This window comes from Gordonia amicalis NBRC 100051 = JCM 11271, from assembly GCF_000332995.1.
Taxonomy (GTDB): Bacteria; Actinomycetota; Actinomycetes; order Mycobacteriales; family Mycobacteriaceae; genus Gordonia; species Gordonia amicalis.
The window spans coordinates 64,389-91,378 of sequence record NZ_BANS01000022.1 but is presented as its reverse complement, the minus strand read 5'-3'; the positions used below and the strand labels follow the sequence as shown (position 1 = coordinate 91,378).

Sequence of the window (26,990 nt, the reverse complement as noted above, 5' to 3'; positions counted from 1 at the left end):
CCGATTAAGGGTGGGTTTGCGGATTCTCAGATCAGAAGGCCGCTTCGTCGAGCTCCATGATCTCGTTGTCGACGTTCTCGACGGTGACGCGGACGGAGGTGAGCAGCGGCAGCATGTTCTTGGCGAAGAAGCTGGCCACGGCGACCTTGCCCTCGTAGAAGGCCTTGTCGTTGTCGGATGCGCCGTTGTCGAGTGCGGCGAGGGCGATCTGGGCCTGACGCAGCAGCAGCCAGCCGATCATCAGGTCGCCGACGGACATCAGGAAGCGGACCGAACCGAGGCCGACCTTGTACAGCTCGGCCGAGTTCTCCTGTGCGGCCATCAGGCTGCCGGTCAGGGAGGCGGCCATCGCCTGGACGTCCTCGAGGGCGGTCTTCAGCAGAGCGCGCTCGGCCTTCAGCCGACCGTTGCCGGCCTCGGAGTCGATGAAGCTCTGGATCTGGCCGGCGACGTGCGCGAGGGCCTGGCCCTTGTCGCGGATGATCTTGCGGAAGAAGAAGTCCTGCGCCTGGATGGCGGTGGTGCCCTCGTAGAGCGAGTCGATCTTCGAGTCGCGGATGTACTGCTCGATCGGGTAGTCCTGCAGGAAGCCCGAACCGCCGAGGGTCTGCAGGGACTCGTGACCGAGGGTGGCGTAGGCGCGCTCGGAACCGACGCCCTTGACGATCGGCAGGAGCAGGTCGTTGACGCGGTGCGCCATCTCCGCGTCGGCGCCGGAGACGATCTTGGCGGCAGCGACGTCCTGGTGCGATGCGGTGTAGAGGTAGACCGCGCGCAGGCCCTCGGCGTAGGCCTTCTGGGTCATCAGCGAACGACGCACGTCCGGGTGGTGGGTGATCGACACGCGCGGAGCGGCCTTGTCGGTCATCTGGGTCATGTCGGCACCCTGGATGCGCTCCTTGGCGTAGTCCAGAGCGTTCAGGTAGCCGGTCGACAGCGTCGAGATTGCCTTGGTGCCCACCATCATCCGAGCGTGCTCGATGACCTCGAACATCTGCGCGATGCCCTTGTGGACCTCGCCCACGAGCCAGCCCTTGGCCGGGGTGCCGTGCTGCCCGAAGGTGACCTCACAGGTGGCCGAGGCCTTGATGCCCATCTTGTGCTCGACGTTGGTGACGAACACGCCGTTGCGCTCGCCGAGCTCACCGGTCTCGAAGTCGAAGTGGAACTTCGGCACGAAGAACAGCGACAGACCCTTGGTGCCGGGGTCGGCGCCCTCGGGGCGCGCGAGCACGAGGTGGAAGATGTTCTCGGTCATGTCCTGGTCGGCCGAGGTGATGAAGCGCTTCACACCGTCGATGTGCCAGGAGCCGTCCTCCTGCTGGGTGGCCTTGGTGCGGCCGGCGCCCACGTCCGAACCGGCGTCGGGCTCGGTCAGCACCATGGTGGCGCCCCAGCCGCGCTCGGCGCAGATCGCGGCCCACTTCTTCTGCTCGTCGGTGCCGTTGTTGTAGAAGATGTTGGCGAAGCCGGCACCTGCGGCGTACATGAACACCGGGGGGTTGGCGCCGAGGATCATCTCGCCGATCGCCCAGTACAGCGAACGCGGGGCGGGCAGGCCGCCGAGCTCCTCGGCGATGCCGATCTTGTCCCAGCCACCTTCGACCAGGGCGTTGTAGGACTTCTTGAAGCCCTCGGGGATGGTGACGCTGTGGGTCTCGGGGTCGAAGACCGGCGGGTTGCGGTCCACGTCGGCGAAGGATTCGGCGATCGGGCCCTCGGCGAGTGCCTTGACCTCGCGGAGCATGTCGACGGCGGTCTCGTGGTCGAGGTCGCCGAAGTCGCCCGACTCCAGTACCTTGTCGAGCTCGAACAGCTCGAACAGGTTGAACTGCAGGTCGCGCATGTTGCTCTTGTAATGGCCCATGATGAATTCCTTGTCTGGTGCGGCCGTATGCGTGATGGCGGGTTGTTCCATGTCCCGGTCCGATCCCACTCGGGTGAAGTGGGTACCGGCCGGGCGTGGTGGAGCAGTCTCGGTTCGAGCTAAGTTACTCGCCGGTAACCGCCAATATAGACCCATATCGCCGGGGGATCAATCGCTGCTCGATGTGATCTACACCGACCGCCGGGCCGGCGATGGCGCACGACAATTCCGGCAATGGCTGCAGGTGACGGGGATGTGCGGTCCAATCGGTCATGCGCTTGGCGGCGGCAGGGTTCGGAGGCGTATGGCGCACCACGATCGATGGCGGACCCTGTGACGGGACGGTCGTCATGAACGTGGCCGCGTATCCCGTGAGACCTCCGGCCCCGGGCCGGAATCTGTCGTGACCGGCTAGAGCGCTGAACGAAGGTATTCGAGGTCGGCGGGGATGCCCTCGGCCGGCGTCTCCAGGATCACCGGCGCGTCGGCGGCCGCGGCCACGGCGACGAGCACCTCGGGATCGATGTGCCCCGAGGCGAGGTTGGCGTGACGGTCGCGGCCGGAGTCGAACTCGTCGCGAGAGTTGTTGAGGTGCACCAGGTCGATGCGTCCGGTGATCTCCTTGACGCGCTCGACCAGTCCGACGAGATCCTCACCGCCGGCCCAGGCGTGGCAGGTGTCGAGGCAGAAGCCGGCCTGCTCGAAGTCGCCGACCGCTTCCCACAGCCGATCGATCGACTCCAGCGTCCGTGCCATCGCGTGATCGCCGCCCGCGGTGTTCTCGATCAGGATCGGCACCCCGAAGCCGCCCTTGTCGACCTGGCGGTCGAAGAGCTTGCGCCAGTTGGCGAATCCCTCAGCCGACTCCTCGCCGTCACGGAGGTGCCCACCGTGCACGACGAGACCGAACGCCCCGAGTTCGGCGGCTGCGGCGGCCTGCTGTTCGACGGCTTTGCGCGACGGCATGCGCAGCCGGTTGTTGAGGCTCGCGACGTTGATCTGATAGCTGGAGTGCACGACGACGTCGACGTCGGATTCGCGGATCGCGGCCGCATGCGGATTCGGTTGCGGCTTCTTCCAGCTCTGCGGATCGGTGACGAACATCTGGAAGACGTCGATGCCGAGTTCGGCGGCGGTGACCAACGGGTCGGTGTCCTCGCGAAGGTGTGCTCCGATGCGCATGCGTCAACGATAGTGCCCGCATCCGGGCGGCAATGCCGGTGCCCGTGTCCCGATGGACGGGCCACCGCGGTCGGTCATTCGACGACTCGTCGGGTCACTCGTCGGGTGCCGGCTCCGTCTCGATCGTGATCGGTACCCCGGCCGCGATCAGCAGGCGGCACGGGGCCGCACTGTCGTGATACAGATTCAGCCACTCATGGCCGCGAGTCCCGTCGGAATACACCGCATCGAGGGTGCGGTTCAGCCGGGCCTCCGCCTCCTTGGTGATGATGTAGCGCTGGTCGCCGTAGCGCAGGTAGCGATTGGGCACCGAGACCTCCTCTGGAGTGGGATTGCCGGACTCCAGTGTGATCCACGACACCCCGCCGGGGTGTATTTCAACCGAAACCGGTTGCCGGGCGGGTGATCGGGCCGGTCGCGACGACCGGCAGGTACGCGCCGTGCTGCGATGGCTCACGAATGGGACATGGCCATTACACTGACGGCAGGTTACGAGCGTGGGTGCCCTGAGGGGCGTGACGGGCGGGATTGTGTCGGGTGAGTGTTGACGAGTCGGTGGGCTTCCCGCGGCCGGGCAGGTCCACGGAACGCGGTGAGGGCCAGAAGCCTGATGACACGAACTCGGCGGATGTGACGCTGTCGAAGCCCGGCCAACCGCTCTCCGGACCCGAATCCGGCCGTGAGGCATCCGAGGTCGACCCGCCGGAGATGGCGCCGGTTCTCGAGGACCTGGCCGCCGCCGCGGAGATGGAGGCCGAACCCGAGAACCGTCGCGACCTGACCATGGTCCGACGCATCGCTGTCACCGCCTGGTTCGTGCTGATGGGCGTCCACATCGCCCTCGAGGGTCTGGCCTTCGACCGCACGCGGCTGATCATCCTGATGTGCCTCGGACTGGCGGCGGCCAGCATCGGGCGCCGCAGGTTCATCACGATCATCCTCGACTGGGCGCCGTTCGCCCTGATCCTGATCCTCTACGACTGGACGCGCAACATCGCGCAGGTCGTCGGCATGCCGACGCACTGGAATCTCGCGATCGACTTCGACGCGTTCCTCTTCGGCGGCATCACGCCAACGGTGTGGCTGCAGGAGAACCTCAAGCAGGCGAGCCCACCCTGGTGGGAGGTCATCGTCAGCGTCGTCTACATGTCGTACTTCATCATCCCGTATGCGGTGGCCGCCTGGCTGTGGCTCAAGGACCGAGCGGCCTGGCGCCGATACGCGGCCTGTTTCGTCGCGACGACCTTCCTGGCCCTCGTCGGATACACCCTCGTCCCGGGTGCCCCGCCGTGGGCTGCCGCACGATGCACCGCGGCCGAGGTCCAGGACTATCCCCGTGACCCGATCTGCATGTACGAGCCCGTGGCCAAGGAACCGGGCGGCCTGCTCGGCCCCTTGGACAATGCCCATCCCGACGCGGAACCGTACGTGGAACGCATCTCGGCGCGTGGCTGGAACTACCTGAACATCCACGCCGCGTCGAATCTGGTCACCCTCGGTCAGGGCAAGTCCAACCTCGTCGCGGCCATCCCGTCGCTGCACGCCGGTCTCACCATGCTGCTCGCGCTCTTCATGTGGCCGCGGGTGAAGGCGCTCGCCAAGACGCTCTTCATGGGCTACGCGTTCGCGATGGCGTTCGCCCTCGTCTATACCGCCGAGCACTACGTCTTCGACATCGTGCTCGGGTGGGCACTCGCCGCAGCGGTGATCGCGGTGTACCAGATCGTCGATCGGAAGTATCTGATCCCGCGGCGGAAACGGTTGGCCGCCGAGGCCGAAGCCGCCGGTTCCGATGCCGCCGGGACCGAATCCGAACGTGAGGACCCGGACGCCGAGAAGGTGTTGACGCCCGCGTCGTGACCCCGCTAGCCTGGGACAGATGACCCGGCACAGGGCCCGGACCGTACGACGGTATCGGGGGCTGATCCTTCCGCTCGCGCTCGCGGTGATGCTCATGCACACCGTGGTCGCGGGTCCGGCCGAGGCGGAGAGCCGTGCCGGGGCGGAAGGTCGTGCCGGCTCCCACTCCCACGCCGGTCATCAGACGGCGGCAGCGTCGTCGGAGCCCGGGATGACCCATGCCGCGGTGATGGGTGAGGCCCCGTCGATGTCCGGTGCGGACTGCGGAGATCACGACCACGGGTGCGTGTTCACCCGGGCCGCCGACATCGATCTCCCGACTGCCGCTCTCGTGCTGCTCGTCTGGGCCTTCCTGTCCCTGTCGGCGGCAGCGCGGTATCGCCCGGCTCGTCGCGGCGTCGTCGTCCTCGGACGTCCGCCCCCGTGGGCCATCCGCTCGCACCTGCAGCTGCAGGTGATCCGCTGCTGAGGAGACGTCCGCGGACCGGTGGGTCCGCCATGTCGTCATACCCGAAAACCCTCAGCAGCAAGGAAAACCGATGTCTGTACACCGCAATGCAACTGTTCGACGCCGCGCCGCGATCGGGACCGCCCTGGGCGCTGCCGTCGCCCTCACCCTCGTCGGATGTTCGTCCGACGAATCTCCTTCCGGCACAACCTCCGCCGACCGCCCGGCGGCATCGTCCCCGGCCGGTTCGTCCGCGCCCGGTCAGTCGTCTGCGACGGCCCACAACGACGCCGACGTCGAGTTCACCACCGAGATGATCGCGCATCACCGTCAGGCGGTGATGATGGCCGAACTCGTCGAGGACCGGACGCAGAATCGCGAACTGATCACCCTCGCGAACACGATCGAGGACGCGCAGGAAGACGAGATCGACCAGATGACAGCCCGTCTCAGGTCATGGGGCGTCCCGATGGGGGCACACATGGACGACGGGGACATGGGTCACGGAAACATGGACGACGGAAACATGGACGACGGGGACATGGGGCCCGGAGGCGGCGGCATGGGCCAAGGGGGCATGCCGGGGATGATGTCCGCGGCGCAGATGGCGGCACTCCGGAACGCCAGTGGCGCCGAGTTCGACCGACTCTGGCTCGAGGGCATGATCCGTCACCACGAAGGCGCCATCGCGATGGCCGACGAGGTGCTGGCCAACGGCACCGACCCGGCCACGAAAGCCCTTGCCACGAACGTGAAGAAGACCCAACAGGCCGAGATCGACCAGATGCGGGCGATGCTGGGCCAGGGCTGAACCACCCGGAGAACGCGGTGTGGGGCGGTTCGGAGAAGATCCGGAACCGCCCCACACCCCCGTTGTGCCGACCTCAGCGTTGCCGCGTCATCTCCTCAGGGTCATCTCTTCAGCGTCATTTCTTCAGGGGCAACCGCATCAGATAGACCTGATAGCCGATCGAGATCGAGTACGTGAAGTAGAGCGTGCTGCCCTTCGACCACGGGTGGATATACGGCGAGTAGCCGGTGTACGGGTCGGCGGACGGTGCGACGATCTCACCGGAAGTCCAAGGGCCCCAGGGGTTATCGGCGGTGCGGAGGGTGACGCCGATGTCCTGGCTCGCCAGCGAGATGTACTTGCCGAGGTAATCGTTCCAGGCCACGGACAGCTCGCCGGTCGGGGCGCCCATCACCGGGGTCGCGGCGCCGGGGTCGTTGCGGACCCAACGGCCGTAGGAGAAGTAGTCCCATTTACCGAGGTTCTCGATGTCCTTCTCGTCGACGCGGGCGAGGTAGACGCCGCCCCACCGGCCGTCCGGGGTGCCGTAGTAGTAGATGGTCTTGCCGACCTTCAGGAAGGCGCCCATCTGGAACTTCTTGTTGCCGCCTCCGTTCGGGCGGAAGGCGTTCAGGGCACGCCAGTTCTCGCCGTTGTCGTTCGAAACGACGAGGCCCGACCAGTTGGTCGTCCAGATACCCGGCTGATCCCACCGCTTGACCGACATGACGGTCATGTACTGCTTGCCGTTGGCGGCGACACCCGCGGTCGGGATGATGGTGACCTCGCGACGGACATTGGGCTTCAGCAGTCGCTTCGCGTGGCCGGGGCGGCCGGCGTGCGAGGTGAAGGTCATGCCGTCGGCCAGATTGCGGTCCGCGCTGCGCAGCAGGACGTTGGATCGCCAGTAGAACAGCTCGCCGTACAGCAGCGACCACCCGTTGAACGACTGCGTGTCGCCGAACGCGGTGAGGACCTCACCACGGCCGTTGTCCCACATGACGCCCAGGTCGGTGCCGACGATGTTGTAGCGCCCGATGGTGTCGTTCATGGCGAACGGCCCGGTCAGGCGATTGACGATCGACGCCGGACCGGCGGCATTGCCGGCCTGTGCGGGTGAAGCGGCCAGTGTCGTCGTCAGGGCAACGGTGAGCGTCGGGACGACGAGACCCAGGAGAAGCCGATGAAGGCGTCGTGTCATGGGCGAGACCTTATCAAGACCTGAGAGGGGCTGGGGGCCAGAAGAAAAGGTCTTTACCCTGGCGAAACGCTGAAAACGGTCAGAGTGGACGATAGCGTGCGGTGGTGTCGACGGTGGTGAAGTCGATCTGTGCCGCAGCGTTGTTCACCGCGGTCACCAGCGCCGTCCCGAACATCCCGTCGGCGTCGTACAGTCCCGCGTTGCTGACCGAGACGCCGTCGTCCTCGACATGGAGGTCGGCCTCGACGCCGATGCGTTCACCACGGGGTAGACGACTGATCGCCACGGTGAGGTCGCAGTTGATGAAACCGATGCCGGTGGTACCCCAGTTCGAGATGACACTCGCCGACTCCGCGCTGATGACGGCGCGCTGGAACGGTGTCGGCTCCTCGCCGGGCACGATCGGGGCCGCGCGAGTCCAGACTCGTTTGCGATAGGCGTTCTGGTGATCGGGCATCTCGTACTCCCATTCCCTGGGTGCACGGCCCGGCGCGTCGGACGCCCATCGCGGGATGAGGTCGTCGTCCGTGGTCGTCGATCTCGGCGGACGGAACGTCACCGCCTCCGGCGGCCGTTGCCATCGCTCTCCCGGCGGGTTGACCGAGGTCCGCAGGAACACGGTCGTCCCTCGTGCCACGACGACCTCCTGACCGTCCTCCGGGTGTTGCACGATCTCGACGTCGACGACCCGGATACGTCCACCGGAGCGTGTCAGCCGCGTTCGTGTGGAGGTGATGACGTCGCGGGCGGCCTTGAACAGGTCGATCGTGCATCGGGCCGGCAGGAACTGATCGTCGCCGTACTCCACCTCGACCGCGCGCGCGGCGAGCGCACACACCGCAGGCCCGCTCAACGTGCCCGGCGCCCACAGGCTGGAGGCGAACTGCGTGGGCCGGTAGCGCCGGTCCGCCGCCGAGGGGGTCTCGACAGCCTCGAAAAAGGCGATGGTGGTCATCCGTTACTTATTACCGGTAGCCGCAGTCAGGTTTGTGCCAGGGCCCCGCGATCAGCATGTGCCGGGGTCCGTCTCCCGATAACCTTCGACCATGACATTTGCGACGGCGTACACGAAACATTTCCCCGACGAACTGATCGGCGCCGTCCGCGCCGCGCTGATCGTCACCTCGATCGTCGGCATCGTTCTCGGTGTCGTGGTGATCGTGTGGCCGGGACCCACCATCGTCGTGGTGGCGATCCTGTTCGCGATCTCGCTGATCATCGCCGGGATCTTCCGCATCTACCAGGCGTTCGCGGCGTCGTTCCTGAGTACGGGAGTGCGCGTCCTGCTCGGCGTGGTCGGCGTGATCGTGCTGCTCGCCGGCATCATCGCGCTCTTCAGCCCCGGCGACGCGATCTGGCTGCTCGCGGTCTTCATCGGCATCGGCTGGATCTTCCAGGGTGTCGCCGACCTCTACGCGGCGGTCACGAAGTCCGGTCACAGCCCGACCTGGTTCCTGATCCTCTCGGGCATCGTCGCGGTGATCGCCGGAATCGTGATGATCATCCTGCCGGTCTTCTCGCTCCAGGTCCTGGCCTGGGTCGGTGGCATCATGCTGGTCGCACTGTCCATCGCGACGCTCCTGACGCTCCCCAAGAAGGTCGAGGCCGCCGGACCGGCGGTCTGACCTCGACACGCGGCGTCCTCGCTGCGCTCGGTCGTCGCGGCTCGGCCGGCGGATCATTCTCTGCCGGTTGAGCTTGTATTTCTGCCGGTTGAGCTTGTCGAAACCTACTTCGCCGCCGGCCACGGGGCGATGGGATTGCCCTGCCAACGGGTGTGCGCGGGCACGACGTCGCCGCGCATGACCAGCGAAGCCGGTCCGACCGTTGCCGATTCGCCCAGCCCCGATGCCGGAAGGGCGACGCAGTGCGGTCCGAGGGTCGCGCCGGCGTCGAGGGTGACGCGGTCGATGGCCATCACGCGGTCGTGGAACAGATGCGTCTGGACGACGCAGCCTCGCTGCACGGTCGCGCCGTCGCCGAGGCTGACCAGATCGGCCTCGGGTAGCCAGTAGGTCTCACACCACACGCCACGCCCGATCCGGGCGCCGAGCAGACGAAGCCACAGGTTGAGAATCGGTGTCCCGGTGGCGGCATTGGCGAACCACGGCGCGGCCACGGTCTCGACGAACGCGTCCGACAGCTCGTTGCGCCAGACGAACGAACTCCACAGCGGGTGCTCGCTCACCGTGATGCGGCCGACGACGAGCCATTTGGCGGCGGCCGCGGTGCCACAGGCAACGGCGCCGACCCCGAGCAGCAACAGTCCGCTCACCAGCGCGGCCATGCCGTAGTGCACGTGAACGGCGACGTACTGCAGCGCGAACAACATGCCGACACCGAGCCCGAACGACACCATCACCGGCACGAGACGCAGGGTTTCGACGACGGCACGCGCGACCTTCAGCTTCGTCGGCGGGTCGAAGGTGCGCGACGTGTCGATCTCGGCGGCGGTGCGGCGCAGGCGGACCGGTGGGCTGCCCAGCCAGCTCGACCCCGACTTCGCGCGGTTCGGCGTCGCCGACAGCACCGCGACCAGGCCGTTCTTGGGCACCTTGCGGCCCGGCCCGGTCATCCCGGAATTCCCGAGGAACGAGCGCTTGCCGATCTTCGCCTCGTCGATGTGCAGCCAGCCGCCGCCGAGCTCATACGACGCGACCATCGTGTCGTCGGCCAGGAAGGCGCCGTCGCCGATGGTGGTGAAGCGCGGCAGCACGAGTGCCGTCGAGATCTCGGTGCTCTTGCCGACCTTGGCGCCCAGCACGCGGAACCAGATCGGTGTCAGCAGGCTGGCGTAGAGCGGGAACAGATAGGTGCGGGCGGTGTCGAGCAGCCGTTCGGTGAGCCACACCTGCCAACCGACCCGGGATCGCACCGGGTGGTAGCCGGTGCTCAACCCCAGCGATGCCAGGCGTACCAGTCCTGCGGTGATCGCGGCGAAGACGACGAGACTGGTGAGGGTCGCGGCCGGCAGGAGGATGAGCGCACGGACCGCGGCGTCGCGCAACCGGTCCGCAGAGAGGGCCCAGCTGCCGATGACGGCGAGTCCCGCGGCCAGCGAAACCAGCGGGATGGCGGCCAGGACCAGCGAGGACAGGCCGTACGCCGGCACCCAGGCACTGGCGCGCGGCGGACGGTGATCGGGCCAGGGGTGTGCGGCCTTGCCCACCTTGATCGCGGGTGAGCCGGCCCAGTGCTGGCGCGCCTTGACCCGACCGAACACCGCGGAACCGGGCGCGACGACGGCATCGCGCCCGACGACGGCTCCCGGCATGAGCGTCGACCGTGCGCCGATCGTCGCCCCGCGTTTGATCGCGATCTCCCCGATGTGGACGACGTCGCCGTCTATCCACCAACCGGCGAGGTCGACCTCGGGTTCGACCGAGGCGCCTTCCCCGACCGTCAGCAGTCCGGTGACCGGCGGGATCGTGTGCAGATCGACGCCCCGTCCGACCTGTGCGCCGAGAGCGCGGGCGAGGTAGATCATCCACGGCGCGCCGGAGAGGTTCGCCGCCCCGCTCGCGTCCAGGAGTCGTTCGGCCACCCAGAGCCGCACGTGCACGCCACCGCCGCGGGGGTACTCACCCGGGGTGACGCCGGTGAGGAGCAGACGGGAACCCGACGCCGCGATGAACATCCGGCCGGGCGGCGTGATGAAGACCAGGAACGCGACGAGCAGAACCCACCAGTTCACCTCGACCAGCCACGGGACCGAGCGGTTCATCCGGTCGGCGACGACGGCGGCCAGGTTGTTCACGACGCCGAGCCAGGTCGCCCACTGGAGACCGGTCAGGGTTGTCAGGGGAACGGTCAGCGCGACCTGGGCGACGCCCGTGGCGCGCGGTGTCGGTCTCACATGACGTTCGACGATGTTCGTCGTCGGTCTGCGCGCGTCCAGCATCTCGGCCATCGAGCCGAGACGGGGATGGTCGTAGAGGTCGGCGACCGAGATGTCCGGGTGGCGTCCACGGATCGCGGTCACCAGCTGTGCGGCGGCGAGCGAACCACCGCCCTCGGCGAAGAAGTCCACATCGGGGCTGCTGATCCGGATGCCGAGCACATCGGTCCACAACTGGGCCAGCCACAACTCGGTCTCACCGAGTTCCACATCCTCATCCACTGGTCTGCTGCTGCCCGGCAGGGGCCAGGGCAGCGCATCGCGATCAACCTTTCCCGAAGTGCGCGTGGGCAATTCGTCGACGAGGGCGAGGGTCGGGACCATCGCGGTGGGCAGGTGGCGGGTGAGTTCGGCGTGCGCGGCCGAGACGTCGAAGTCGGGATCAGCGGAGACCAGGTAGCCGACGAGCAGGCTGTTGCCCGCCGCGGACTTGCGGACCGCGGCGGCGGCGCCACTCACACCGGGCAGGTGCTGTAGGGCATTGTCGATCTCGCCGAGTTCGATGCGTCGCCCGCCGACCTTCACCTGGTCGTCGGCGCGACCCATGAAGATCAGGCCCGCGGACTCGAGTCGCACGAGATCGCCGCTGCGGTAGGCGCGTTCCCAGCCCAGGGTCGGCATCGGGGCATACTTCTCGGCGTCCTTGGCCGGGTCGAGGTAGCGGGCCAGTCCGACGCCGCCGATGACCAGTTCGCCGACCTCGCCCTCGTCGACCGGCCGGCCGTCGGCGTCGACGACCGCGAGATCCCATCCGCGCAAAGGCAATCCGATGCGCACCGGACCGGGTCCGCCGAGCGGGGCGGCGCACGCGACCACGGTCGCCTCGGTGGGTCCATAGGTGTTCCACACCTCGCGTCCGGGCACGGCGAGGCGATCGGCGAGTTCCGGCGGGCAGGCCTCGCCGCCGAAGATCAACAGTCGCACCGCCTCCAGGGCCTCCGGTGGCCACAACGACGCGAGTGTCGGCACGGTCGAGACGATGGTGACGTCCCGCGCGACCAGCCAGGGCCCCAGGTCCATGCCGCTGCGCACCAGCGATCGTGGTGCCGGAACGAGGCAGGCGCCGTTGCGCCAGGCCAGCCACATCTCCTCGCACGACGCGTCGAACGCGACCGAGAGCCCGGCGAGCACACGGTCACCGGGTCCGATCGGCTCGTCGGCGAGGAACATGTGTGCCTCGGCATCGACGAAGGCGGCCGCGTTGCGGTGGGTGACCGCGACGCCCTTCGGGGTCCCGGTGGAGCCGGAGGTGAAGATGATCCACGCGTCGTCGTCGGGTGTCGGACGCGCCGGCGCGACCGCGGTGCCGGCGGGTTTCGTCGCGTGCGGACCGTCGGCGTCGACGATGGCATCCACGTCGGCCTCGCCGAAGACGAGTTCGGCGCGCTCATCGGGATCGTCCGCGTCGACGGGCACGTAGGCGGCACCGGCGTACAGCGTGGCCAGGATGGCGACGTACAGATCGCGTGAACCGGACGGCATCCGGATGCCGACGCGGCTGCCGTGCCCGACGCCCACCTCGGCGAGACGAGCGACGGTGCGTCGGATCAGCGCCAGCAGCTGGCCGTAGGTGAGGGTGACGTCGCCGTCGTCGATCGCGGCGGCGTCGGGGTGTGCCCGCGCGGTCTCGGTGAGGACGTCGCACAGGGTCCGCGGATCGTCTGCCTGCGCGGACAGCAGGAACTGAGGAGAGATCTGTACCTGCGTCACAGCCACCGTCTAGTCACGAGTTCGAGAATATAGCCGACCCAGGTGACCAGCAGGGCTCGGCCCGGTGAATGTTTTTCCCCGGCGTTTACCGGATACAGGAGGGGGGCTGAGGGTGTAGCTTCGGCTCAGACCAGGAGGAATTCCATGCCCATCGTCCATCACCGGCGGCCGAGTCTCCTGTCATATCCTCTCTGGCTCGGATCGCGCCTGTTCCTGAAGCCGATGCTCACCCTGTGGCCGGTCAACAGTGCGGGCCTCGCCGGTCTGTTCCTGATCGACCGGCTGATGGCGGTCGGACCCAAACCCCGCGGGGTCGTCCGCGAGCAGTTGACCCTCGCGGGTCGTTCCACGGAGCTGATCATGCCCTCCGGTCCGTCGCGCCGGGACAGCGACACGGCGATGCTGTACCTGCATGGCGGCGCTTTCGTCGTGTGCGGTCTCGGTACCCACCGTTCGATCGCCGCGCGGCTGGCGCGCGCCTGCGAGATCCCGGTGTTTTCACTCGAGTACCGGCAGCTGCCGAAGGCCGGGGTGGGCGCATCGGTGGCCGACACGATCGACGCGTACGCCGAACTGATCAACGAACGCCACTATCGGCGGGTCATCGTCGCCGGTGATTCGGCGGGCGGATTCCTGGCGGCCAAGGTCGTCGAGGCCGTCGCCGCGCGCGGACTCCCGGCCCCGGCGGCGCTCATCGGCTTCTCTCCGCTGCTCGACGTGGACCTGGGTACCAACCCGGACCGGTCCAGTCGCTCCGACGCCTATCTGCCGAAGTCGAAGATGGCCAAGCTGGCCCCCAAGTTCGATCGCGGTCCCGTGCCGCTGACGGGGGTGCGCCGGATCTCCGATCTCGATCCGGACGAGTTCCCGCCGACGGTCATGGTCACTGCCCAGGGCGAGATGTTGGAGCCGGACGTCATCGACCTGGTCGAGATTCTCGACCAGGCGGGGATCGAGGCCCTCGCGCACAGCTACGCTTGGCAGGTGCACGCGTTCCCGGTGCTGGCCTCGCATCACCCGGAGACCATCCACGCGATCGAGGTGACCGCGACCTTCGCGAAACAGGCGATACGAGAGGGCAAGAGCACTGACGACCGAGAGGACCAACGGGTCGGCTGACGAAAGCCGCCCCGGCACCGAAGCAGGTGCCGTCCCCACCGCCGCGCCACCCACCGACGCCCCGCCCGGTGCGGTCGACGCGCGCTTCACCCTCGCCGCCGAACGCACGCTCCTCGCGTGGGTGCGGACCGCGATGGGATTCATGGCGGCAGGTATGGCGATCGTCTACCTCGCCCCCGACATCGACAGTCCGGTGTTCGAACTGGTCCTGGGTCTCGTCCTCGTCGCTCTGGGTTGCTCTCTCGCCGTGATCGGTGCGTGGCGCTGGCAACGCACAATGCACGTGCTCCAACACGGTGGCCAGATGCCGGGCCCGGCCCAGGTCCTGTTCGTCGTCACTGCGATAGTGGGGGTGGCCATCCTGATCGCGGTTGTCGTCGTGATCCAGACCTGATCGCCATCCCGACCTGTCCTACCCAGGAGTTCCCGTGAGTACCGGCCCCGACTTCTCCCGCGGCGCGCAGACGCTGTCGACGACGATGACCAGCATCGGCGCGGCCATCCTCATCGTCTGCCTGGGCTGGCTGACCGTCGACTGGTGGCGCGACGGCCGCTGGTTCTGGGTGGCCGTCGGGATCGCCATCATCGTGGTCAACATCGTGCTGATCGTGCTGCAGATCCGCCGCCAACGCGCAGAGCGCGCCAAGGGCCCGAAGCGCCCCCGGCGCCCGCTGATCGACAACTTCGACGACCTCGACGACAACCCTCCCCCTGCTGCCTGAGGTGTGAGGAGCGATAGCGACGAGCCACCCCCTGCTGCCTGAGGTGTGAGGAGCGAAGCGACGAGCCTCGAAGGCCTCGTGAGATGACGTCGCAGCCCTACGCCGTGAGCGGGTCGTCCTCGTTCGCGTCGCCGTCGTCGGCGAACTGCGTGCGGTAGAGCTCGGCGTAGCGTCCGTTGCGCGCCAGCAGCGTCGGATGATCGCCGCGTTCGACGACGCGTCCTGCTTCGAGCACCACGATCTGGTCCGCCGCGCGGATCGTCGACAGTCGGTGTGCGATCACGATCGAGGTCCGGCCTTCGAGGGCTTCGCCCAACGCTTCCTGAACGGCCGCCTCCGAGGTCGAATCCAGATGTGCGGTCGCCTCGTCGAGGATCACCACCGACGGCTGCGCGAGCAGTAGCCGCGCGATCGTCATCCGCTGGCGCTCACCGCCGGAGAGCCGGTATCCGCGTTCACCGACGATGGTGTCGAGTCCGTCGGGCAACGACGCCACCAGCTCGTCGAGACGCGCCCGGCGCAGCGCGTCCCAGATCTCCTCGTCGGAGGTGTCGGGTCGGGCGAGGACGAGGTTGGCGCGGACGGTGTCGTGGAAGAGGTGGCCGTCCTGGGTGACCAGGCCGACGGTGCGATGCACCGACGCGGTCTGCAGGTCGCGGATGTCGACGCCGGAGAGCTGCACCGAGCCCTCGTCGACGTCGTACAGCCGGGTCGCGAGACTCGCGATCGTCGACTTGCCGGCACCCGAACTGCCGACAAGAGCCACCATGCTGCCCGCGGGAACATCGAGGTCGACGTGGTGCAGAACCGTCGTACCCGCCCGGTTGTCCAGCTGCTCAACCTCTTCCAGTGATGCCAGTGAGACCTTGTCGGCGGCGGGGTAGGCGAAGGAGACGTCGTCGAAGCGCACCGACACCGGGACCGGCCGGCCGCTCTCGGTGCCCGGGACCGGGCGTGCGTCCGGGGCGTCGGTGATCAGCGGTGTCAGGTCGAGGACCTCGAAGACGCGCTCGAAACTGACCAGCGCGCTCATGATCTCGACCCGTGCGTTCGCCAGCGCGGTGAGCGGGGCGTACATGCGGGTGAGGAGCAGGGCGAGCGAGACGACCGCACCCGCCGACAGATGTTCGTTCACCGCAAGCCATCCCCCGAGCCCGTAGACCAGGGCGAGCGCGAGAGCCGAGACCAGCGTCAACGCGGTGAAGAAGTAGGCCTGCAGCATCGCGCGTCGCACACCGATGTCGCGCACACGATCCGCACGGTCGGCGAACTCGCGTGATTCCAGGTCGGGACGTCCGAACAGCTTGACCAGGGTGGCTCCGGGTGCGGAGAACCGTTCCGTCATCTGGGTGGACATCCGGGCGTTGTGCTCGGCGGCCTCACGCGACAGGGCGGCCATCCGGCGTCCCATCCGGCGCGCCGGGACCACGAAGATCGGCAGCAGCACGAGGGCGAGCAGCGTGATCTGCCAGCTGATGTAGATCATCACGCCCAGCGTCAGCGTGAGCGTCACGATGTTCGACACGACATCGAGAGCGTGTCGCTGAAGGCGCGTTGCGCGCCGATGACGTCGTTGTTGAGCCGGCTCACCAGGGCGCCGGTCCGGGTGCGGGTGAAGAAGGCGACCGGCATCCGCTGGACATGGTCGAAGACTGCGCGACGCAGGTCGAGGATGAGGCCCTCACCGATGTTCGACGACAGCCACCGCACCCCGATTCCGGCCGCCGCCTCGGCGACGGCGATCAGGGCGATCGTCACCGCGAGACCCACGATCATCGCCTCGGACCCGCTGTCGGTGATGAGGTTGACGACGCGTCCGGCGAGGAGCGGCGTGACCACCGTCAGGACCGCGGTGAACACGGACAGCACGAGGAACAGCGCTATCCGGCGGCGATGGGGGCCGGCGAACCCGCTGATCCGACGCAGCGTCGTACGCCGATCCCCCCGCAACCGCTTACCGTCCGGCGAGGTCGACGACTTGTACATCATGTCCCAGGCGACCGACTCCATGCTCATGTCGCCCAGGGTAGGACTTCAAGTGAACTTGATGTCTACTCGTCCCTTCGGATGCGGGTGGAGGTGCATGCCGGGAGCTCGAGAGGCGTCCCGCCACCCATGCTCTAGGTTGGTAACTGAGGTCACAGACGGCGATCACGATCAGCGGATCGACCAGGGAATGTCAGGTCGGCACGGCCGACGGTTAGGGGCGAGGCTCGTGGCAGAACTCAAGCTCGGTTTCAAGGCATCGGCGGAGCAGTTCGACCCGCGCGAGCTGGTGGAGATCGCGGTCGCGGCCGAGGAACACGGACTGGACTCGGTCGCGGTGAGCGACCACTTCCAGCCGTGGCGGCACAACGGCGGCCACGCTCCCTTCTCGCTCGCGTGGATGGCGGCCGTCGGCGAGCGCACCAAGCGTGTTCAGATCGGCACATCGGTCATGACCCCGACCTTCCGCTACAACCCGGCCGTCATCGCCCAGGCCTTCGCGTCGATGGGCTGCATGTACCCGTGCCGCATCATGCTCGGCGTCGGCACCGGCGAGGCGCTCAACGAATACGCCACCGGCTTCCAGGGCGAGTGGCCCGAGTTCAAGGAGCGCTTCGCCCGCCTGCGCGAGGCGATCACGCTCATGCGTGAACTGTGGACCGGCGACGAGGTCAACTTCGACGGCGAGTACTACCACACGCAGGGTGCGTACATGTATGACGTTCCGGAACAACCGATCCCGGTGTACGTTGCCGCCGGTGGTCCGGTCGTCGCCCGGTATGCGGGTCGCGCCGGGGACGGCTTCATCTGCACCTCGGGCAAGGGCGCCGAGCTCTACACCGAGAAGCTGCTGCCGGCGGTGAAGGAAGGTGCGGAGAAGGCCGAACGGGACTTCGACGCCATCGACAAGATGATCGAGATCAAGATCTCCTACGATCCCGATCCCGAACTGGCACTGGAGAACACGCGCTTCTGGGCGCCGCTGTCACTGACACCGGAGCAGAAGCACAGCGTCAACAGCTCCACCGAGATGGAACGTCTCGCCGACGAACTGCCCATCGAGCAGGTCGCCAAGCGCTGGATCGTTGCGTCCGACCCCGACGAGGCCGTGGAGAAGGTCAAGTTCTACACCGACGCCGGTCTCAACCACCTCGTCTTCCACGCGCCGGGCCACGACCAGCGTCGGTTCCTGGAGAACTTCCAGCGCGACCTGGAACCGCGCCTGCGCAAGCTCGGCTAACCCGCTCCGCCGGCTGGGCCGCCCTCACCGGCTGAGCGGTCCCCGCTGGCTGGGCCGCCCCCGCGGGCTGAGTCGTCCTCGCTGGCTGAGCGGTCCTCGCTGGCTGAGCGGTCCTCGCTGGCTGAGCCGTCCTCGCTGGCTGAGCTTGTCGAAGCCCATGAAATCGCTTGTCCTTCAAGGCGCGATACGCGACGCTGGGACCGTGCCCCTGCTCCCGCCACGCATCCGCGTCGTCTCTCTGCCTGCGCTCGCTGCGGTGGTCACCGTGGTGTTGTGGGCGTCGGCATTCATCGGCATTCGTGCGCTGGGGGATTCGTTCTCGCCGGGGTCGATGGCGTTCGTGCGGTTGCTCGCGGCGGTCGTCCCGCTGACGGCCATCATGCTGGTGGTGCGGTTGCGGAGACGGGGCACTGCCGTCGACGACGACCGTCCGGTCCCCGCGTGGTTTCCCCGCGGACGGGCACTGGGTCTCGTGATCGCCTACGGTGTCGCCTGGTTCGCGGGTTACACCGTGCTGCTGAACTGGGCCGAGCAGCATCTGGATGCCGGCACTGCGTCCCTGCTGGTGAACCTCGCCCCGATCCTCGTCGCGCTGGCGGCGGGACCCTTTCTGGGAGAGGGATTTCCGCGACACCTGGTGATCGGGATGGCGATCGCCTTCGCCGGGGTCGTGCTCATCGCGGTCGGTGGTTCGGCCACCGCCGACGCACACGCCGATTGGTTCGGCATCCTGTTGGGCCTCGGTGCCGCGGTCCTCTACGCGACCGGAGTGCTCATCCAGAAGTCCGCGCTCCGCACGGTCGGCGCGCTGACCGCGACCTGGCTCGGTGCGCTCGCCGGTCTCGTCGCGACGCTCCCGTTCGCGCCGGCCGCGATCGCCGAACTCGCCGACGCGGACGCGTCGGCGGTCGCCGCGGTGATCTATCTCGGCATCGGTCCCACCGCGATCGCCTTCTCGACCTGGGCCTACGCGCTTGCGCGCACGGATGCGGGCGCGATGGCGGCGACGACGCTCGTGGTTCCCGCGATCGTCATCGTGATGTCCTGGGCGATTCTCGACGAACTCCCGACGGGTATCGGCATCATCGGCGGCGTGCTGTGCATCGGCGGGGTGGCGATCGCCCGTCGGCTGCTGCCGCGTACCCGCCGAGGCGGTGGTGTCGAGAGTGTCGCGCCGGCCGGCGTCATCGGTGCCCAGGGTGCCACTGCGGTGCGCGACTCCGGAGTGCGATAATCGCAGTTCCGTCGATGTCGGGGAAGGGCTCATGAAAGCGAAGAATGCGCGGTCCGAGGCGACCCGTGCCGCTCTCATGGAAGCAGCTCTGCAGGTGATCACCGAGAGCGGCGTCAAGAGCGTGACCCACCGAAAGGTGTGCAGCGCAGCAAACCTCGCGCTGGGCACCGTGAACTATCACTACGCCGATCTCGATGAACTGCTCCTCGACGCGTTCGCCTACTACGTGGACCGCATCTCCGAGAAGTACGAGAGCGGATTCACGTTCGTCCGGAACGACGAAGATCTCGCCGACGCAGTCGTCGACATGACGCGAAAGCTTTCGGAGGACACCCAATCCGTCGTGCTCATGTGGGAGATGTACGCGCAGGGTGTCCGCGAGAAGGCCTACCGGCAGCTCATCCGGAAGTGGTCCAAGCGTGCCAAATCGGGTGTCGAGACGTACTGCTCGGCGCGAGTGGCCACCATCCTCGAAGCGGTCTGGGACGGATCGGCGGTCCAGCGCAACGTCGGTGACGCGTCCTTGTCGGACGCAGAGCTCCGCGAGGTCGTGCTCGCGATCATCCGCACCGACGAGTCGCGCGAATACCCGCAGGTGAAGACCCGTTCCGCGGGTGCGAAAGCCTGATCCCGATCGACGACGCCCCCGTAGCCATCCACCGAAAATGCACCCCGGGGATGAGCCCTCTGTAAGTCCGGCACGGACGATATGTCGCCGGCGTCCTGCTGGAGGGCGGATTACGGGGGCGGTTTTCGGGGGCGGATTTCAGCTCGGCGTGGTCGGGCTGACACGCCCTGCTCGCCGAGCTGAACGCCGGGGTCTCAAGTGTCTTACCAGGTGCATGTCCGCTCTCTGCTCACCTCCAGGTCCAACAAACGTTCAGTTGTGTCTCAATTTCGACGGTATGTGCGGGTCGGGAACTGGCTAGAATCCCGCCCCGGTTAACACCCGTGTAACCAATGAGTTCGCTTGTTACGGCGCGGAAAACTTGAGAACTACCCGTTGGCAGCGAGGATGCTCGCCTTTGGGTTTACGTCCAACAAAGTGTCAACAAAGGTTCAGAACTCCGGAAGGGGTGGTTCATGCCAACCCAAGCGTTCGACCACGACGCGTTCAAGAAGGCCGTCGGCCAGTTCCCCAGCGGCCTCACGATCGTCACCGGTGTCGACGACGGCCGGCCGCACGGCATGACGCTCCAGTCGTTCATGTCGCTCTCGCTCGAGCCGGCGCTGATCGCCATCGCTCCTGCCCGGACTTCGACGACCTGGCCGGTGATCGCCGAAACCGGATCGTTCGCGGTCAACATCCTGTCGGAGCAGCACTCGGAGCTGGCCCGCAAGTTCGCCTCGAGCGGCGGGGACCGATTCGAATCCCTCGACTACACAACGACTTACACCGGCAATCCGATCCTCGGTGAGACGGTGACCTGGTTCGACTGCCGGATCGCGGACATTCTCGACGGCGGCGACCACGTGATCGTGCTCGGTGAGGTCCTCGAACTCGGGCAGGCGGAGGAGTCCACGCCGCGCGAGCCGATCATCTTCCATCGCAGCGGATTCCGCCGGCTCGCCGAGCCGACGCCCCCTTCCTTCCCCCAGGCCCCAGCCACCAGAACTCACCCGACGGCGCATCGCGCCGGCCGGCCATCCCGCCCTACCCGCCCGGCGCCCGCCGGTCCATCGAGAAAGAGGAGATCAATGAGATTCGGAACCTTCAGCGCGCCCTACTCGCACGACTACGCCCACGGCAAGCGCACCGCCAAAGAGGTCATCGACTGGGACCTCCAGCTCGTGAAATGGGCCGAGGAATACGGTTGGGACGAGGCCTTTTTCGCCGAGCACTACACCCTCGGCGGTGAGCCGTCGCCCGCCCCCGACGCCATGATCGCCGCCGCGTCCCAGGGTGACCGAGCGGCTCACCCTGGGCGCGGCCGCACACCTGCTGCCGTACCACAACCCGATCGCGCTGGCGCACCGGATGATGTGGCTCGACCACATGACCGGAGGCCGGTACATCGCCGGAATCGCCCCGGGCGCATACGCTTCGGATGCGCAGCTGTTCGGCACCGGTGGCGGTGCCAACAACTCGAAGATGATGGTGGAGGCACTCGACATCCTCGAGGCGATCTTCAAGCGCGAAGGCGCCTTCAAGATCGAGGGTGAGTACTTCTCGGTCGACATGCCCGCCTACGACGAGGAGATCGCCGGCCCGCACCTCAAGCCGGCTCAGGCTCAGATCCCGATCATGATCACCGGCATGTCGGAGAACTCCTCGACCATCAAGTTCGCCGGTTCCCGCGGTGCCTACCTGCTGAGCCAGCAGGTGCACGAGAAGACCTGGATCAACCACTGGGAGACCTACTCCACCGCGGCGAAGGAAGCGGGATACAACCCGTCGAAGGCCGACTGGCGCGTCTGCCGCGACATCTTCGTCGCCGACACCGACGAGGAAGCTCTCGACCTGGTCCGCAACGGCGCGATGGGCACCCTGTGGGGCAAGTACAACATCCCGACCTTCAAGGGGCTGGGGCTCGGTCCGCTGCTGACCGGCGGCCTGATCGACGAAGACGACCTGGACCTGGACTGGATGATCGAGAACTTCTTCATCATCGGTTCGCCGGACACCGTCGCCGCCCGCATCGAGGAGCTGTACAACGCCGTCGGTGGTTTCGGCACCCTGGTCAGCTTCGTCCACGAGTACACCGACAACCCGGAACCCTACCGACGCAGCTTCGAGCTCCTCGGCGCGAAGGTCGCCCCGCAGCTCGCCCACCTCAACGGCTGAGGCCCGCCGCTTCACCGACATCTGGATCGGCCCGCCGGACAACGGCCTCAGGCGGGCCGACTCATCCCGAAAGGACCATGCCTTGGGCACCATCGTCGACTCCCGTCACCTCCGCATCGCCGAGGCCGACCTCGTCGATCGGGAGCGTACCGACCCGGAGACCGGCATCATCAGCTCGCGCGTGCTGTGGACCGACGGCGGACAGTCGCACGGCATCTGGCAGATGACGCCGGGTGTGCTGCGCAACGTGGCGGGCCCCGAGTCGGTGGCTCTGGTGGCCGGTCGCGCACGGGTGACCGTCCATCCCTCCGAGGAGGTCTTCGAGATCGCCGCGGGTGACACCTTCGTCATCGACGCCGATGAGACCGCGACCTGGGAGGTCCTCGAAACCGTCCGCAAGTTCTACGTCGTCAATCGATAGCCCGGGTCACAGCGGTCCGACCCACAGGTCACGCCTCACTTCGGGGACAAGAGAGTCCCCCTCCACAGACGGTGCTGCCGCACGCACCGCACCCATAGGATTCACGAGCACTGAAAGGTATTTCATCATGAGCAGCACCGCACCTGTCGCCAACCGCCTGGAGGGCCGCATCGCCCTGGTCACCGGCGGTGCCGGCGGTCAGGGACTCGAACACACCCGCCGCCTCGCGCAGGAGGGTGCGATCGTCCACTTCGCCGACATCAATGCCGAGGTCGGCGCGGAGGCCGAGCGCACCCTGAAAGCCGAGGGCCTGCAGGTCGTCTTCCATCAGCTCGACGTCAGCCGCATCGAGCAGTGGCAGACGCTGGCGGCCGAGCTGGAGGCCACCGTCGGACACCTCGACATCCTGGTCAACAACGCCGGCATCCTCGCCGACATCCACCCGGCCGAGCTCTCCACCGAGGCCGCGTGGGAGAAGACGACCAACGTCAACCAGAAGTCCATCTTCCTGTCGTTCCACACGATGATCCCGCTGCTCAAGAAGAGCAAGCACGCCTCGGTGATCAACACCTCGAGCATCTTCGGCCTGGTCGGTGCGGACGGTTACCTGTCCTACGTCGCGTCCAAGGGCGCGGTGACACTCATGACCAAGTCGGCCGCCTTCAGCTACGGCAGGTTCGGCATCCGCGTGAACAGCATCCATCCGGGTTACATCGACACCCAGATGCTGCGTGACGAGTTCGCCCAGCTGGGCGAGGGCGCCGAAGAGGCACCCTGACCACCATCCCGATGGGTCGCCTGGCCGGCCCGGAGGAGATCTCCCCCGCGGTGGCGTTCCTGGCCTCCGATGATGCCTCGTACATCAGCGGTGCCGAACTGCTCATCGACGGCGGTCTGCTCGCGGGTCGCTGAGGCGCCGAGGACAAGGGGCCAGGCAGATGAGCGTGCAACTGAAATCACTTGAAGGGAGGTCGGCCTGATGGAACTGTTCGGCCAGATCATCGTTTACATCATGATGGCGTTCCTGCTCCTCGGGGCCGGTGCGTACATCTTCAAGCCGGGGTCGCCGCTGGGCGAGGAATTCCGTGAGGGCCTCGCATCGATCGGTCCGATCTTCATCCCGGTCGGCGGCATGATGTCGATCATCCCGTTCCTCGCGGACGGGATCGACAAGTGGATCGCACCGGTGTACCGGTGGATGCACTCCGACGCCGCGGTTGCGGTGAGTTCGTTCATCCCCGCCGATCAGGGCGCCTACCAGCTGTCGCACGAGGTCGCCGGAAGTCACAACGCGTGGATCCTGGCCTTCGCGGTCGCGATGACCGCGGGAGCGACGATCGCCTTCAGCGTTCCGGTCGGCTTGGCGATGCTGCCGAAGAAGGACCACAAGTACATGGCGCTGGGGGTGATGACGGGCCTGCTCGGCATCCCGTTCGCTGCCTTCTTCATGACGCTGATCCTGTCGCAGACGGGTGTGCTGCTCCGCGAGGACGTGTCGACGGATTCGGAGGCCAGCAAGCCGTTCGACCTGCCGGTCGGCGACATCCTCCTGAACCTCATCCCGTTGGTTCTGCTGATGGTCGTTCTGGCCATGCTGCTGAAGTTCTTCCCCCGTCAGTCCATCTCGGGATTCATGGCCTTCGGGCAGCTGATCCGCGGCGTCACCGCGGCCGCACTCGCGCTGGGGATCGTCGAATACTTCACGGGTGTCTTCTCGTGGCTGTTCGGTTCATGGGGACTGGCGCCGTTCATCGCCGACGAGGAGGACCAGTTCCGAGCCCTCGAGGTCGCCGGCTATGTCGGTGTCATGCTGGCCGGTGCGTTCCCGATGGTCTACGCCATCAGGACCTGGCTCGAGAAGCCGTTGGCTGCTCTGGGCAATCGCGTCGGGGTCTCCGAGGCGGGCATGACCGGCTTCTTCGCCGGCGCGGCGAACGTCCTCGCCCTGTTCCGCGTGGTCCCGCTGATGCCGGCGCGCGACAAGGTGCTGACGATCTCGTTCGCGGTGTGCGCCGGCTTCGCGATCGGCGACTACGTCGCCTTCACCGCGAACTTCCAGCCGAACATGATCGGCGCGATGCTCGTGGGCAAGCTCCTCGGTGGTGTGGTCGCGATCGGCCTCGCACTGTGGCTCGCTGTCCCGCAGGCCGAGCGATTGGCCGCGGAAGACGAGGCCGCCGGAGTCCGGCACGCAGCGGATTCCGTCGATCCCGACGCGGGCGAATTCGCCGAGCGCGTCTGAGCAAGTCCTGCCTCAGGGCAGGTGTTCCACCAGAACCCGGCCGCCGATCGATCGTGATGGGTCCGATCGGTCGGCGGCCGCTCCACTCTTCCTCCGAGAGGATTCACGATGACCGTGTTGCTGGAACGTGCCACCCCTGCGCAGGATTCGTCGCACATCGCGCACGAGGTGTTCGACGACGTGCGTGGCGGACGTCCCGTCGTCGTGTCCGACGTCGAATCCGGGCGGGTGGTACTCGCACTCGCCGCCGAACCCGCGACCACCGAGGAGATGGCCTTCGTCATCCGGTTCGGCTCGGGTCTCGTGACGGTGTCGCTGCCCGCCGATCGATGCCGGGTCCTCGGGCTGCCGCCGATGCTGCCCGCCGGTGACGTGACCCCGGGTGCACCAACCGATTTCGCGGTCTCGGTGGATGCGGTTGCCGGTGTCGGAACCGGCATCTCGGCCGCCGACCGCGCCCGCACCCTCCGGGCCCTGGCCGACGACCGGCTCGGCCACGCGGACTTCACCCGGCCCGGCCACGTCCTGGTCGTCGGTGTCGCCGCCGACGCCGCGGCGTCGTACGGCCGTGCACGCGAACTGGGTGAACTCGCCCGCCGCGCGGGGCTTTCCGGTGTCGTTGCCTTCACCGACCTGGTGTCGGTGCGCGACGAGACGCAGATGGCCGACGCCGGTGAGGCGTTCGAATTCGCCGACGAACACGGTCTGCGCGTCGTCACTGTCCAGCAGATCCGGGGCACAGCCGCTTCCTGAGGTGCGAGGAGCGGTGGTCGGCCTGCTGCGATGAGCGCGGGCCCCGATCCTGCGTCAGCGGCCGCGTTCGGCTTCCGGCCGGCTGTCGAGGATGAGCAGTGCCGCATGCAGCGACGTCCGGGATTCGGCGTCGTCGAGTTCGACGCCGAGAATGCGTTCGATCCGTGCGAGACGGGCGTAGACCGTCGGTCGGGTGAGGTTCATCGCCTTGGCGAGTTCGGTCTTGTTGCCGCCCAACCCGATGAAGCGTCGCAGCGTCTCGAGCAGGTTGTCGTCGTGACGCGCGTGGTGTTCGAGTAGGCCGCGCAGTTCGGTCTCGGCGAACGCCTGGACGCGGGCGTCGGACCGGATGACGGCGATCAGGCCACGCAGCCGGACGTCGGTCGTCCGATGGAACACCTTGTCGCTCTTGGGTAGTGACAGCGCCGCTTCGGCCACGTGGGCCGACTCCGCGAGACCGCGCGCGGCGTCGACGAGCCGCGTCGAGTCCGGTGCGACACCGATCGTCACGCGGACGACGCCGTCGACCCGCAGGAGTGAGGTGTGGATCGCTGTACACCTCGGTCATCACGTCGGTGTTCCGGGAGGCGGGCAACGACAGGATCAGATCCATCTGGCCGGTCGGACGCAGCGCGGTCAATGCCGTGCGTCCCACACCCCGCACGGAGTGCCGCACCGAATCGAGCGCCCGCGTCAAGCGGCCCTGTGCCATCGCCTGGTCGGCGCTCACCGACTCGACGACGCGAATCGTCAACGGCGCGTAGGTCAGTCCCGGCTGCAGACCCAGCGCATGGGCGCGTGCGGTGGCTTCGGCCTCGTCGGGGATCCGTCCCAGCCGCAGATCGTCGACCAGACCGTTCTGGGCACGCATCTCCAGCTCGGTCCAGTTCTGTTCGATCATCCGATGCAGTGCGAGGGCCTGCGCGGCGCGTTCCAACGGCATGCGCGCGCGTTCGCCGAGGTCGCCGGGGTGGGGGACCACGAGCCGTCCCCACTCCTGGCGATGCGCACCCACCGGCGCGGTGAGCCATCCCTCGGGGCCGGAGGTCGAGGTCTCCCGTCCGGTCGGCGTGAGTCGGGAGCGTCTTTCCCAGTCGCGCAACAGATCCTTCGCCGGAGTAACTCGACCGGCGAATGCCAGCACCTGCCGGGTGAGATCCTCCAGGACGACCGCCGAGTCGATGAGTTCGGCTGCGGCCTCGACGATCTCCGTGACTTCCGCCCGGCGCATCCCCAGTCCGGTGAACACCTCGTGGACGTGCCGCGAGAAGACGACCTCCTCGTACTGGTCGGCGACGATGGCGCTGTGCACCTCTTCGGTGACGTCCACGAAGCGGATCGCGCGTTCGAGGACCACCACGGGCAGCTCGAGGCGATCAGCGTTCGCCGCAACGGAATCGGGTACGTCGGCGTCGAGGAGTTCCGCGATCACCCCGACCGCTCCGGCAGCCGCGAGCCCCTCCAGGTAACCGGTGGGGTGCCGACCGCAGAGGGGTTCGCGGCGCTGGCCCGACGCGGCGAGGGCCTGACGT

The 26,990-nt window shown here is 67.4% G+C and carries 22 protein-coding genes and 4 pseudogenes; 18 read left to right on the top strand and 8 right to left on the bottom strand.

Features of this window, described 5'->3' with window-relative positions; translation table 11 throughout:
- Positions 1-31 precede the first annotated feature (31 nt).
- A complete protein-coding gene (locus GOAMI_RS11905; protein WP_006436764.1) occupies positions 32-1,867 on the bottom strand; it encodes an acyl-CoA dehydrogenase in 1,836 nt (611 codons plus the stop codon).
- A 299-nt stretch (positions 1,868-2,166) separates the two neighbouring features.
- On the opposite strand from GOAMI_RS11905, the pseudogene GOAMI_RS23955 reads away from it, so the two are divergent.
- Positions 2,167-2,274, top strand: a pseudogene (locus tag GOAMI_RS23955) (Rv2253 family sensor-like surface protein); the annotation flags it as partial.
- A 4-nt stretch (positions 2,275-2,278) separates the two neighbouring features.
- Here GOAMI_RS23955 and GOAMI_RS11900 read toward each other — a convergent pair.
- Together GOAMI_RS11900 and GOAMI_RS11895 are read right to left on the bottom strand one after the other, a co-directional pair.
- A complete protein-coding gene (locus GOAMI_RS11900) occupies positions 2,279-3,049 on the bottom strand; it encodes a deoxyribonuclease IV (RefSeq protein ID WP_006436763.1) in 771 nt (256 codons plus the stop codon).
- Positions 3,050-3,143: 94 nt separating this feature from the next.
- Entirely contained in the window at positions 3,144-3,359 is a 216-nt protein-coding gene (locus GOAMI_RS11895; protein WP_006436762.1) for a hypothetical protein, read from the bottom strand.
- A 245-nt stretch (positions 3,360-3,604) separates the two neighbouring features.
- Here GOAMI_RS11895 and GOAMI_RS11890 point away from each other — a divergent pair, with 245 nt between their 5' ends.
- The 3 genes from GOAMI_RS11890 to GOAMI_RS11880 all read left to right on the top strand — a co-directional run bounded on the left by GOAMI_RS11890 (position 3,605) and on the right by GOAMI_RS11880 (position 6,168).
- On the top strand, positions 3,605-4,909 hold the full coding sequence (locus GOAMI_RS11890) for a phosphatase PAP2 family protein (RefSeq protein ID WP_040004786.1): 1,305 nt from the start codon (positions 3,605-3,607) through the stop codon (positions 4,907-4,909).
- Between the two features lie 19 nt (positions 4,910-4,928).
- Positions 4,929-5,378, top strand: a complete 450-nt coding sequence (locus GOAMI_RS11885; protein WP_006436760.1) for a hypothetical protein — start codon at positions 4,929-4,931, stop codon at positions 5,376-5,378.
- 70 nt (positions 5,379-5,448) lie between these two features.
- On the top strand, positions 5,449-6,168 hold the full coding sequence (locus GOAMI_RS11880) for a DUF305 domain-containing protein (protein WP_006436759.1): 720 nt from the start codon (positions 5,449-5,451) through the stop codon (positions 6,166-6,168).
- Positions 6,169-6,283: 115 nt separating this feature from the next.
- Here the strand turns inward: GOAMI_RS11880 and GOAMI_RS11875 are convergent, their stop codons facing one another.
- Both GOAMI_RS11875 and GOAMI_RS11870 read right to left on the bottom strand, forming a co-directional pair.
- On the bottom strand, positions 6,284-7,348 hold the full coding sequence (locus tag GOAMI_RS11875) for a glycoside hydrolase family 183 protein (protein WP_006436758.1): 1,065 nt from the start codon (positions 7,346-7,348) through the stop codon (positions 6,284-6,286).
- 79 nt (positions 7,349-7,427) lie between these two features.
- Entirely contained in the window at positions 7,428-8,303 is an 876-nt protein-coding gene (locus GOAMI_RS11870; protein WP_006436757.1) for an acyl-CoA thioesterase domain-containing protein, read from the bottom strand.
- A 91-nt stretch (positions 8,304-8,394) separates the two neighbouring features.
- Here GOAMI_RS11870 and GOAMI_RS11865 point away from each other — a divergent pair, with 91 nt between their 5' ends.
- Complete coding sequence (locus GOAMI_RS11865) at positions 8,395-8,973, top strand: HdeD family acid-resistance protein (RefSeq protein ID WP_006436756.1); 579 nt, start codon at positions 8,395-8,397, stop codon at positions 8,971-8,973.
- A 104-nt stretch (positions 8,974-9,077) separates the two neighbouring features.
- On the opposite strand, the gene GOAMI_RS11860 is transcribed toward GOAMI_RS11865, so the two are convergent.
- Positions 9,078-12,956: a Pls/PosA family non-ribosomal peptide synthetase gene (locus GOAMI_RS11860; RefSeq protein WP_006436755.1), complete on the bottom strand. Its 3,879-nt coding sequence runs from the start codon at positions 12,954-12,956 to the stop codon at positions 9,078-9,080.
- Positions 12,957-13,100: 144 nt separating this feature from the next.
- Between GOAMI_RS11860 and GOAMI_RS11855 the strand changes: the two genes are divergently transcribed.
- From GOAMI_RS11855 to GOAMI_RS11845, 3 genes are read left to right on the top strand one after another with little or no spacing between them, the layout of a single operon-like run.
- Complete coding sequence (locus GOAMI_RS11855) at positions 13,101-14,075, top strand: alpha/beta hydrolase (protein ID WP_006436754.1); 975 nt, start codon at positions 13,101-13,103, stop codon at positions 14,073-14,075.
- Positions 14,044-14,469, top strand: a complete 426-nt coding sequence (locus GOAMI_RS22615) for a YidH family protein (RefSeq protein ID WP_081598236.1) — start codon at positions 14,044-14,046, stop codon at positions 14,467-14,469. The genes GOAMI_RS11855 and GOAMI_RS22615 overlap by 32 nt, the downstream gene beginning before the upstream one ends.
- Before the next feature lie 34 nt (positions 14,470-14,503).
- Entirely contained in the window at positions 14,504-14,797 is a 294-nt protein-coding gene (locus GOAMI_RS11845; RefSeq protein WP_006436752.1) for a hypothetical protein, read from the top strand.
- 97 nt (positions 14,798-14,894) lie between these two features.
- Here GOAMI_RS11845 and GOAMI_RS11840 read toward each other — a convergent pair.
- A pseudogene (locus tag GOAMI_RS11840) lies at positions 14,895-16,813 on the bottom strand (ABC transporter ATP-binding protein).
- 160 nt (positions 16,814-16,973) lie between these two features.
- Here GOAMI_RS11840 and fgd point away from each other — a divergent pair.
- The 10 genes and pseudogenes from fgd (at position 16,974) to GOAMI_RS11795 (ending at position 25,458) form a co-directional block, all read left to right on the top strand.
- A complete protein-coding gene (gene fgd, locus GOAMI_RS11835; protein WP_051995408.1) occupies positions 16,974-18,023 on the top strand; it encodes a glucose-6-phosphate dehydrogenase (coenzyme-F420) in 1,050 nt (349 codons plus the stop codon).
- A 202-nt stretch (positions 18,024-18,225) separates the two neighbouring features.
- Entirely contained in the window at positions 18,226-19,257 is a 1,032-nt protein-coding gene (locus tag GOAMI_RS11830) for a DMT family transporter (RefSeq protein ID WP_006436743.1), read from the top strand.
- Between the two features lie 31 nt (positions 19,258-19,288).
- Positions 19,289-19,885: a TetR/AcrR family transcriptional regulator gene (locus GOAMI_RS11825; RefSeq protein WP_006436742.1), complete on the top strand. Its 597-nt coding sequence runs from the start codon at positions 19,289-19,291 to the stop codon at positions 19,883-19,885.
- A gap of 455 nt (positions 19,886-20,340) precedes the next feature.
- Positions 20,341-20,814, top strand: a pseudogene (locus tag GOAMI_RS23800) (flavin reductase family protein); the annotation flags it as partial.
- A 346-nt stretch (positions 20,815-21,160) separates the two neighbouring features.
- Positions 21,161-22,042, top strand: coding sequence for an LLM class flavin-dependent oxidoreductase (locus tag GOAMI_RS11815; RefSeq protein ID WP_040004784.1), 882 nt, complete (start codon positions 21,161-21,163; stop codon positions 22,040-22,042).
- Positions 22,043-22,124: 82 nt separating this feature from the next.
- Positions 22,125-22,463: a cupin domain-containing protein gene (locus GOAMI_RS11810; RefSeq protein WP_006436739.1), complete on the top strand. Its 339-nt coding sequence runs from the start codon at positions 22,125-22,127 to the stop codon at positions 22,461-22,463.
- 127 nt (positions 22,464-22,590) lie between these two features.
- Positions 22,591-23,241 (top strand): SDR family NAD(P)-dependent oxidoreductase, encoded by a 651-nt coding sequence (locus tag GOAMI_RS11805; RefSeq protein ID WP_006436738.1) that lies wholly within the window; start codon positions 22,591-22,593, stop codon positions 23,239-23,241.
- An 11-nt stretch (positions 23,242-23,252) separates the two neighbouring features.
- Entirely contained in the window at positions 23,253-23,375 is a 123-nt protein-coding gene (locus tag GOAMI_RS22605) for an SDR family oxidoreductase (RefSeq protein WP_081598234.1), read from the top strand.
- A gap of 67 nt (positions 23,376-23,442) precedes the next feature.
- A complete protein-coding gene (locus GOAMI_RS11800; RefSeq protein ID WP_006436737.1) occupies positions 23,443-24,705 on the top strand; it encodes an ethanolamine utilization protein EutH in 1,263 nt (420 codons plus the stop codon).
- A gap of 108 nt (positions 24,706-24,813) precedes the next feature.
- The gene (locus GOAMI_RS11795; RefSeq protein ID WP_006436736.1) at positions 24,814-25,458 is read left to right on the top strand and encodes a 3,4-dihydroxy-2-butanone-4-phosphate synthase; all 645 of its coding nucleotides are present in this window, start codon (positions 24,814-24,816) and stop codon (positions 25,456-25,458) included.
- A 54-nt stretch (positions 25,459-25,512) separates the two neighbouring features.
- Here GOAMI_RS11795 and GOAMI_RS22600 read toward each other — a convergent pair.
- Positions 25,513-26,932: pseudogene (locus tag GOAMI_RS22600) on the bottom strand (PucR family transcriptional regulator); the annotation flags it as partial.
- Positions 26,933-26,990: the final 58 nt, after the last annotated feature.

Bases quoted from the DNA above. Each gene is read 5' to 3' on its own strand.
- GOAMI_RS11795 (WP_006436736.1), top strand. From the start codon at position 24,814: ATGACCGTGTTGCTGGAACGTGCCACCCCTGCGCAGGATTCGTCGCAC.
- GOAMI_RS11825 (WP_006436742.1), top strand. From the start codon at position 19,289: ATGAAAGCGAAGAATGCGCGGTCCGAGGCGACCCGTGCCGCTCTCATG.
- GOAMI_RS11805 (WP_006436738.1), top strand. From the start codon at position 22,591: ATGAGCAGCACCGCACCTGTCGCCAACCGCCTGGAGGGCCGCATCGCC.
- GOAMI_RS11855 (WP_006436754.1), top strand. From the start codon at position 13,101: ATGCCCATCGTCCATCACCGGCGGCCGAGTCTCCTGTCATATCCTCTC.
- GOAMI_RS11870 (WP_006436757.1), bottom strand. From the start codon at position 8,303: ATGACCACCATCGCCTTTTTCGAGGCTGTCGAGACCCCCTCGGCGGCG.
- GOAMI_RS11880 (WP_006436759.1), top strand. From the start codon at position 5,449: ATGTCTGTACACCGCAATGCAACTGTTCGACGCCGCGCCGCGATCGGG.
- GOAMI_RS11905 (WP_006436764.1), bottom strand. From the start codon at position 1,867: ATGGGCCATTACAAGAGCAACATGCGCGACCTGCAGTTCAACCTGTTC.
- GOAMI_RS11865 (WP_006436756.1), top strand. From the start codon at position 8,395: ATGACATTTGCGACGGCGTACACGAAACATTTCCCCGACGAACTGATC.
- GOAMI_RS11800 (WP_006436737.1), top strand. From the start codon at position 23,443: ATGGAACTGTTCGGCCAGATCATCGTTTACATCATGATGGCGTTCCTG.
- fgd (WP_051995408.1), top strand. From the start codon at position 16,974: ATGTCAGGTCGGCACGGCCGACGGTTAGGGGCGAGGCTCGTGGCAGAA.
- GOAMI_RS11885 (WP_006436760.1), top strand. From the start codon at position 4,929: ATGACCCGGCACAGGGCCCGGACCGTACGACGGTATCGGGGGCTGATC.
- GOAMI_RS11900 (WP_006436763.1), bottom strand. From the start codon at position 3,049: ATGCGCATCGGAGCACACCTTCGCGAGGACACCGACCCGTTGGTCACC.
- GOAMI_RS11875 (WP_006436758.1), bottom strand. From the start codon at position 7,348: ATGACACGACGCCTTCATCGGCTTCTCCTGGGTCTCGTCGTCCCGACG.
- GOAMI_RS22605 (WP_081598234.1), top strand. From the start codon at position 23,253: ATGGGTCGCCTGGCCGGCCCGGAGGAGATCTCCCCCGCGGTGGCGTTC.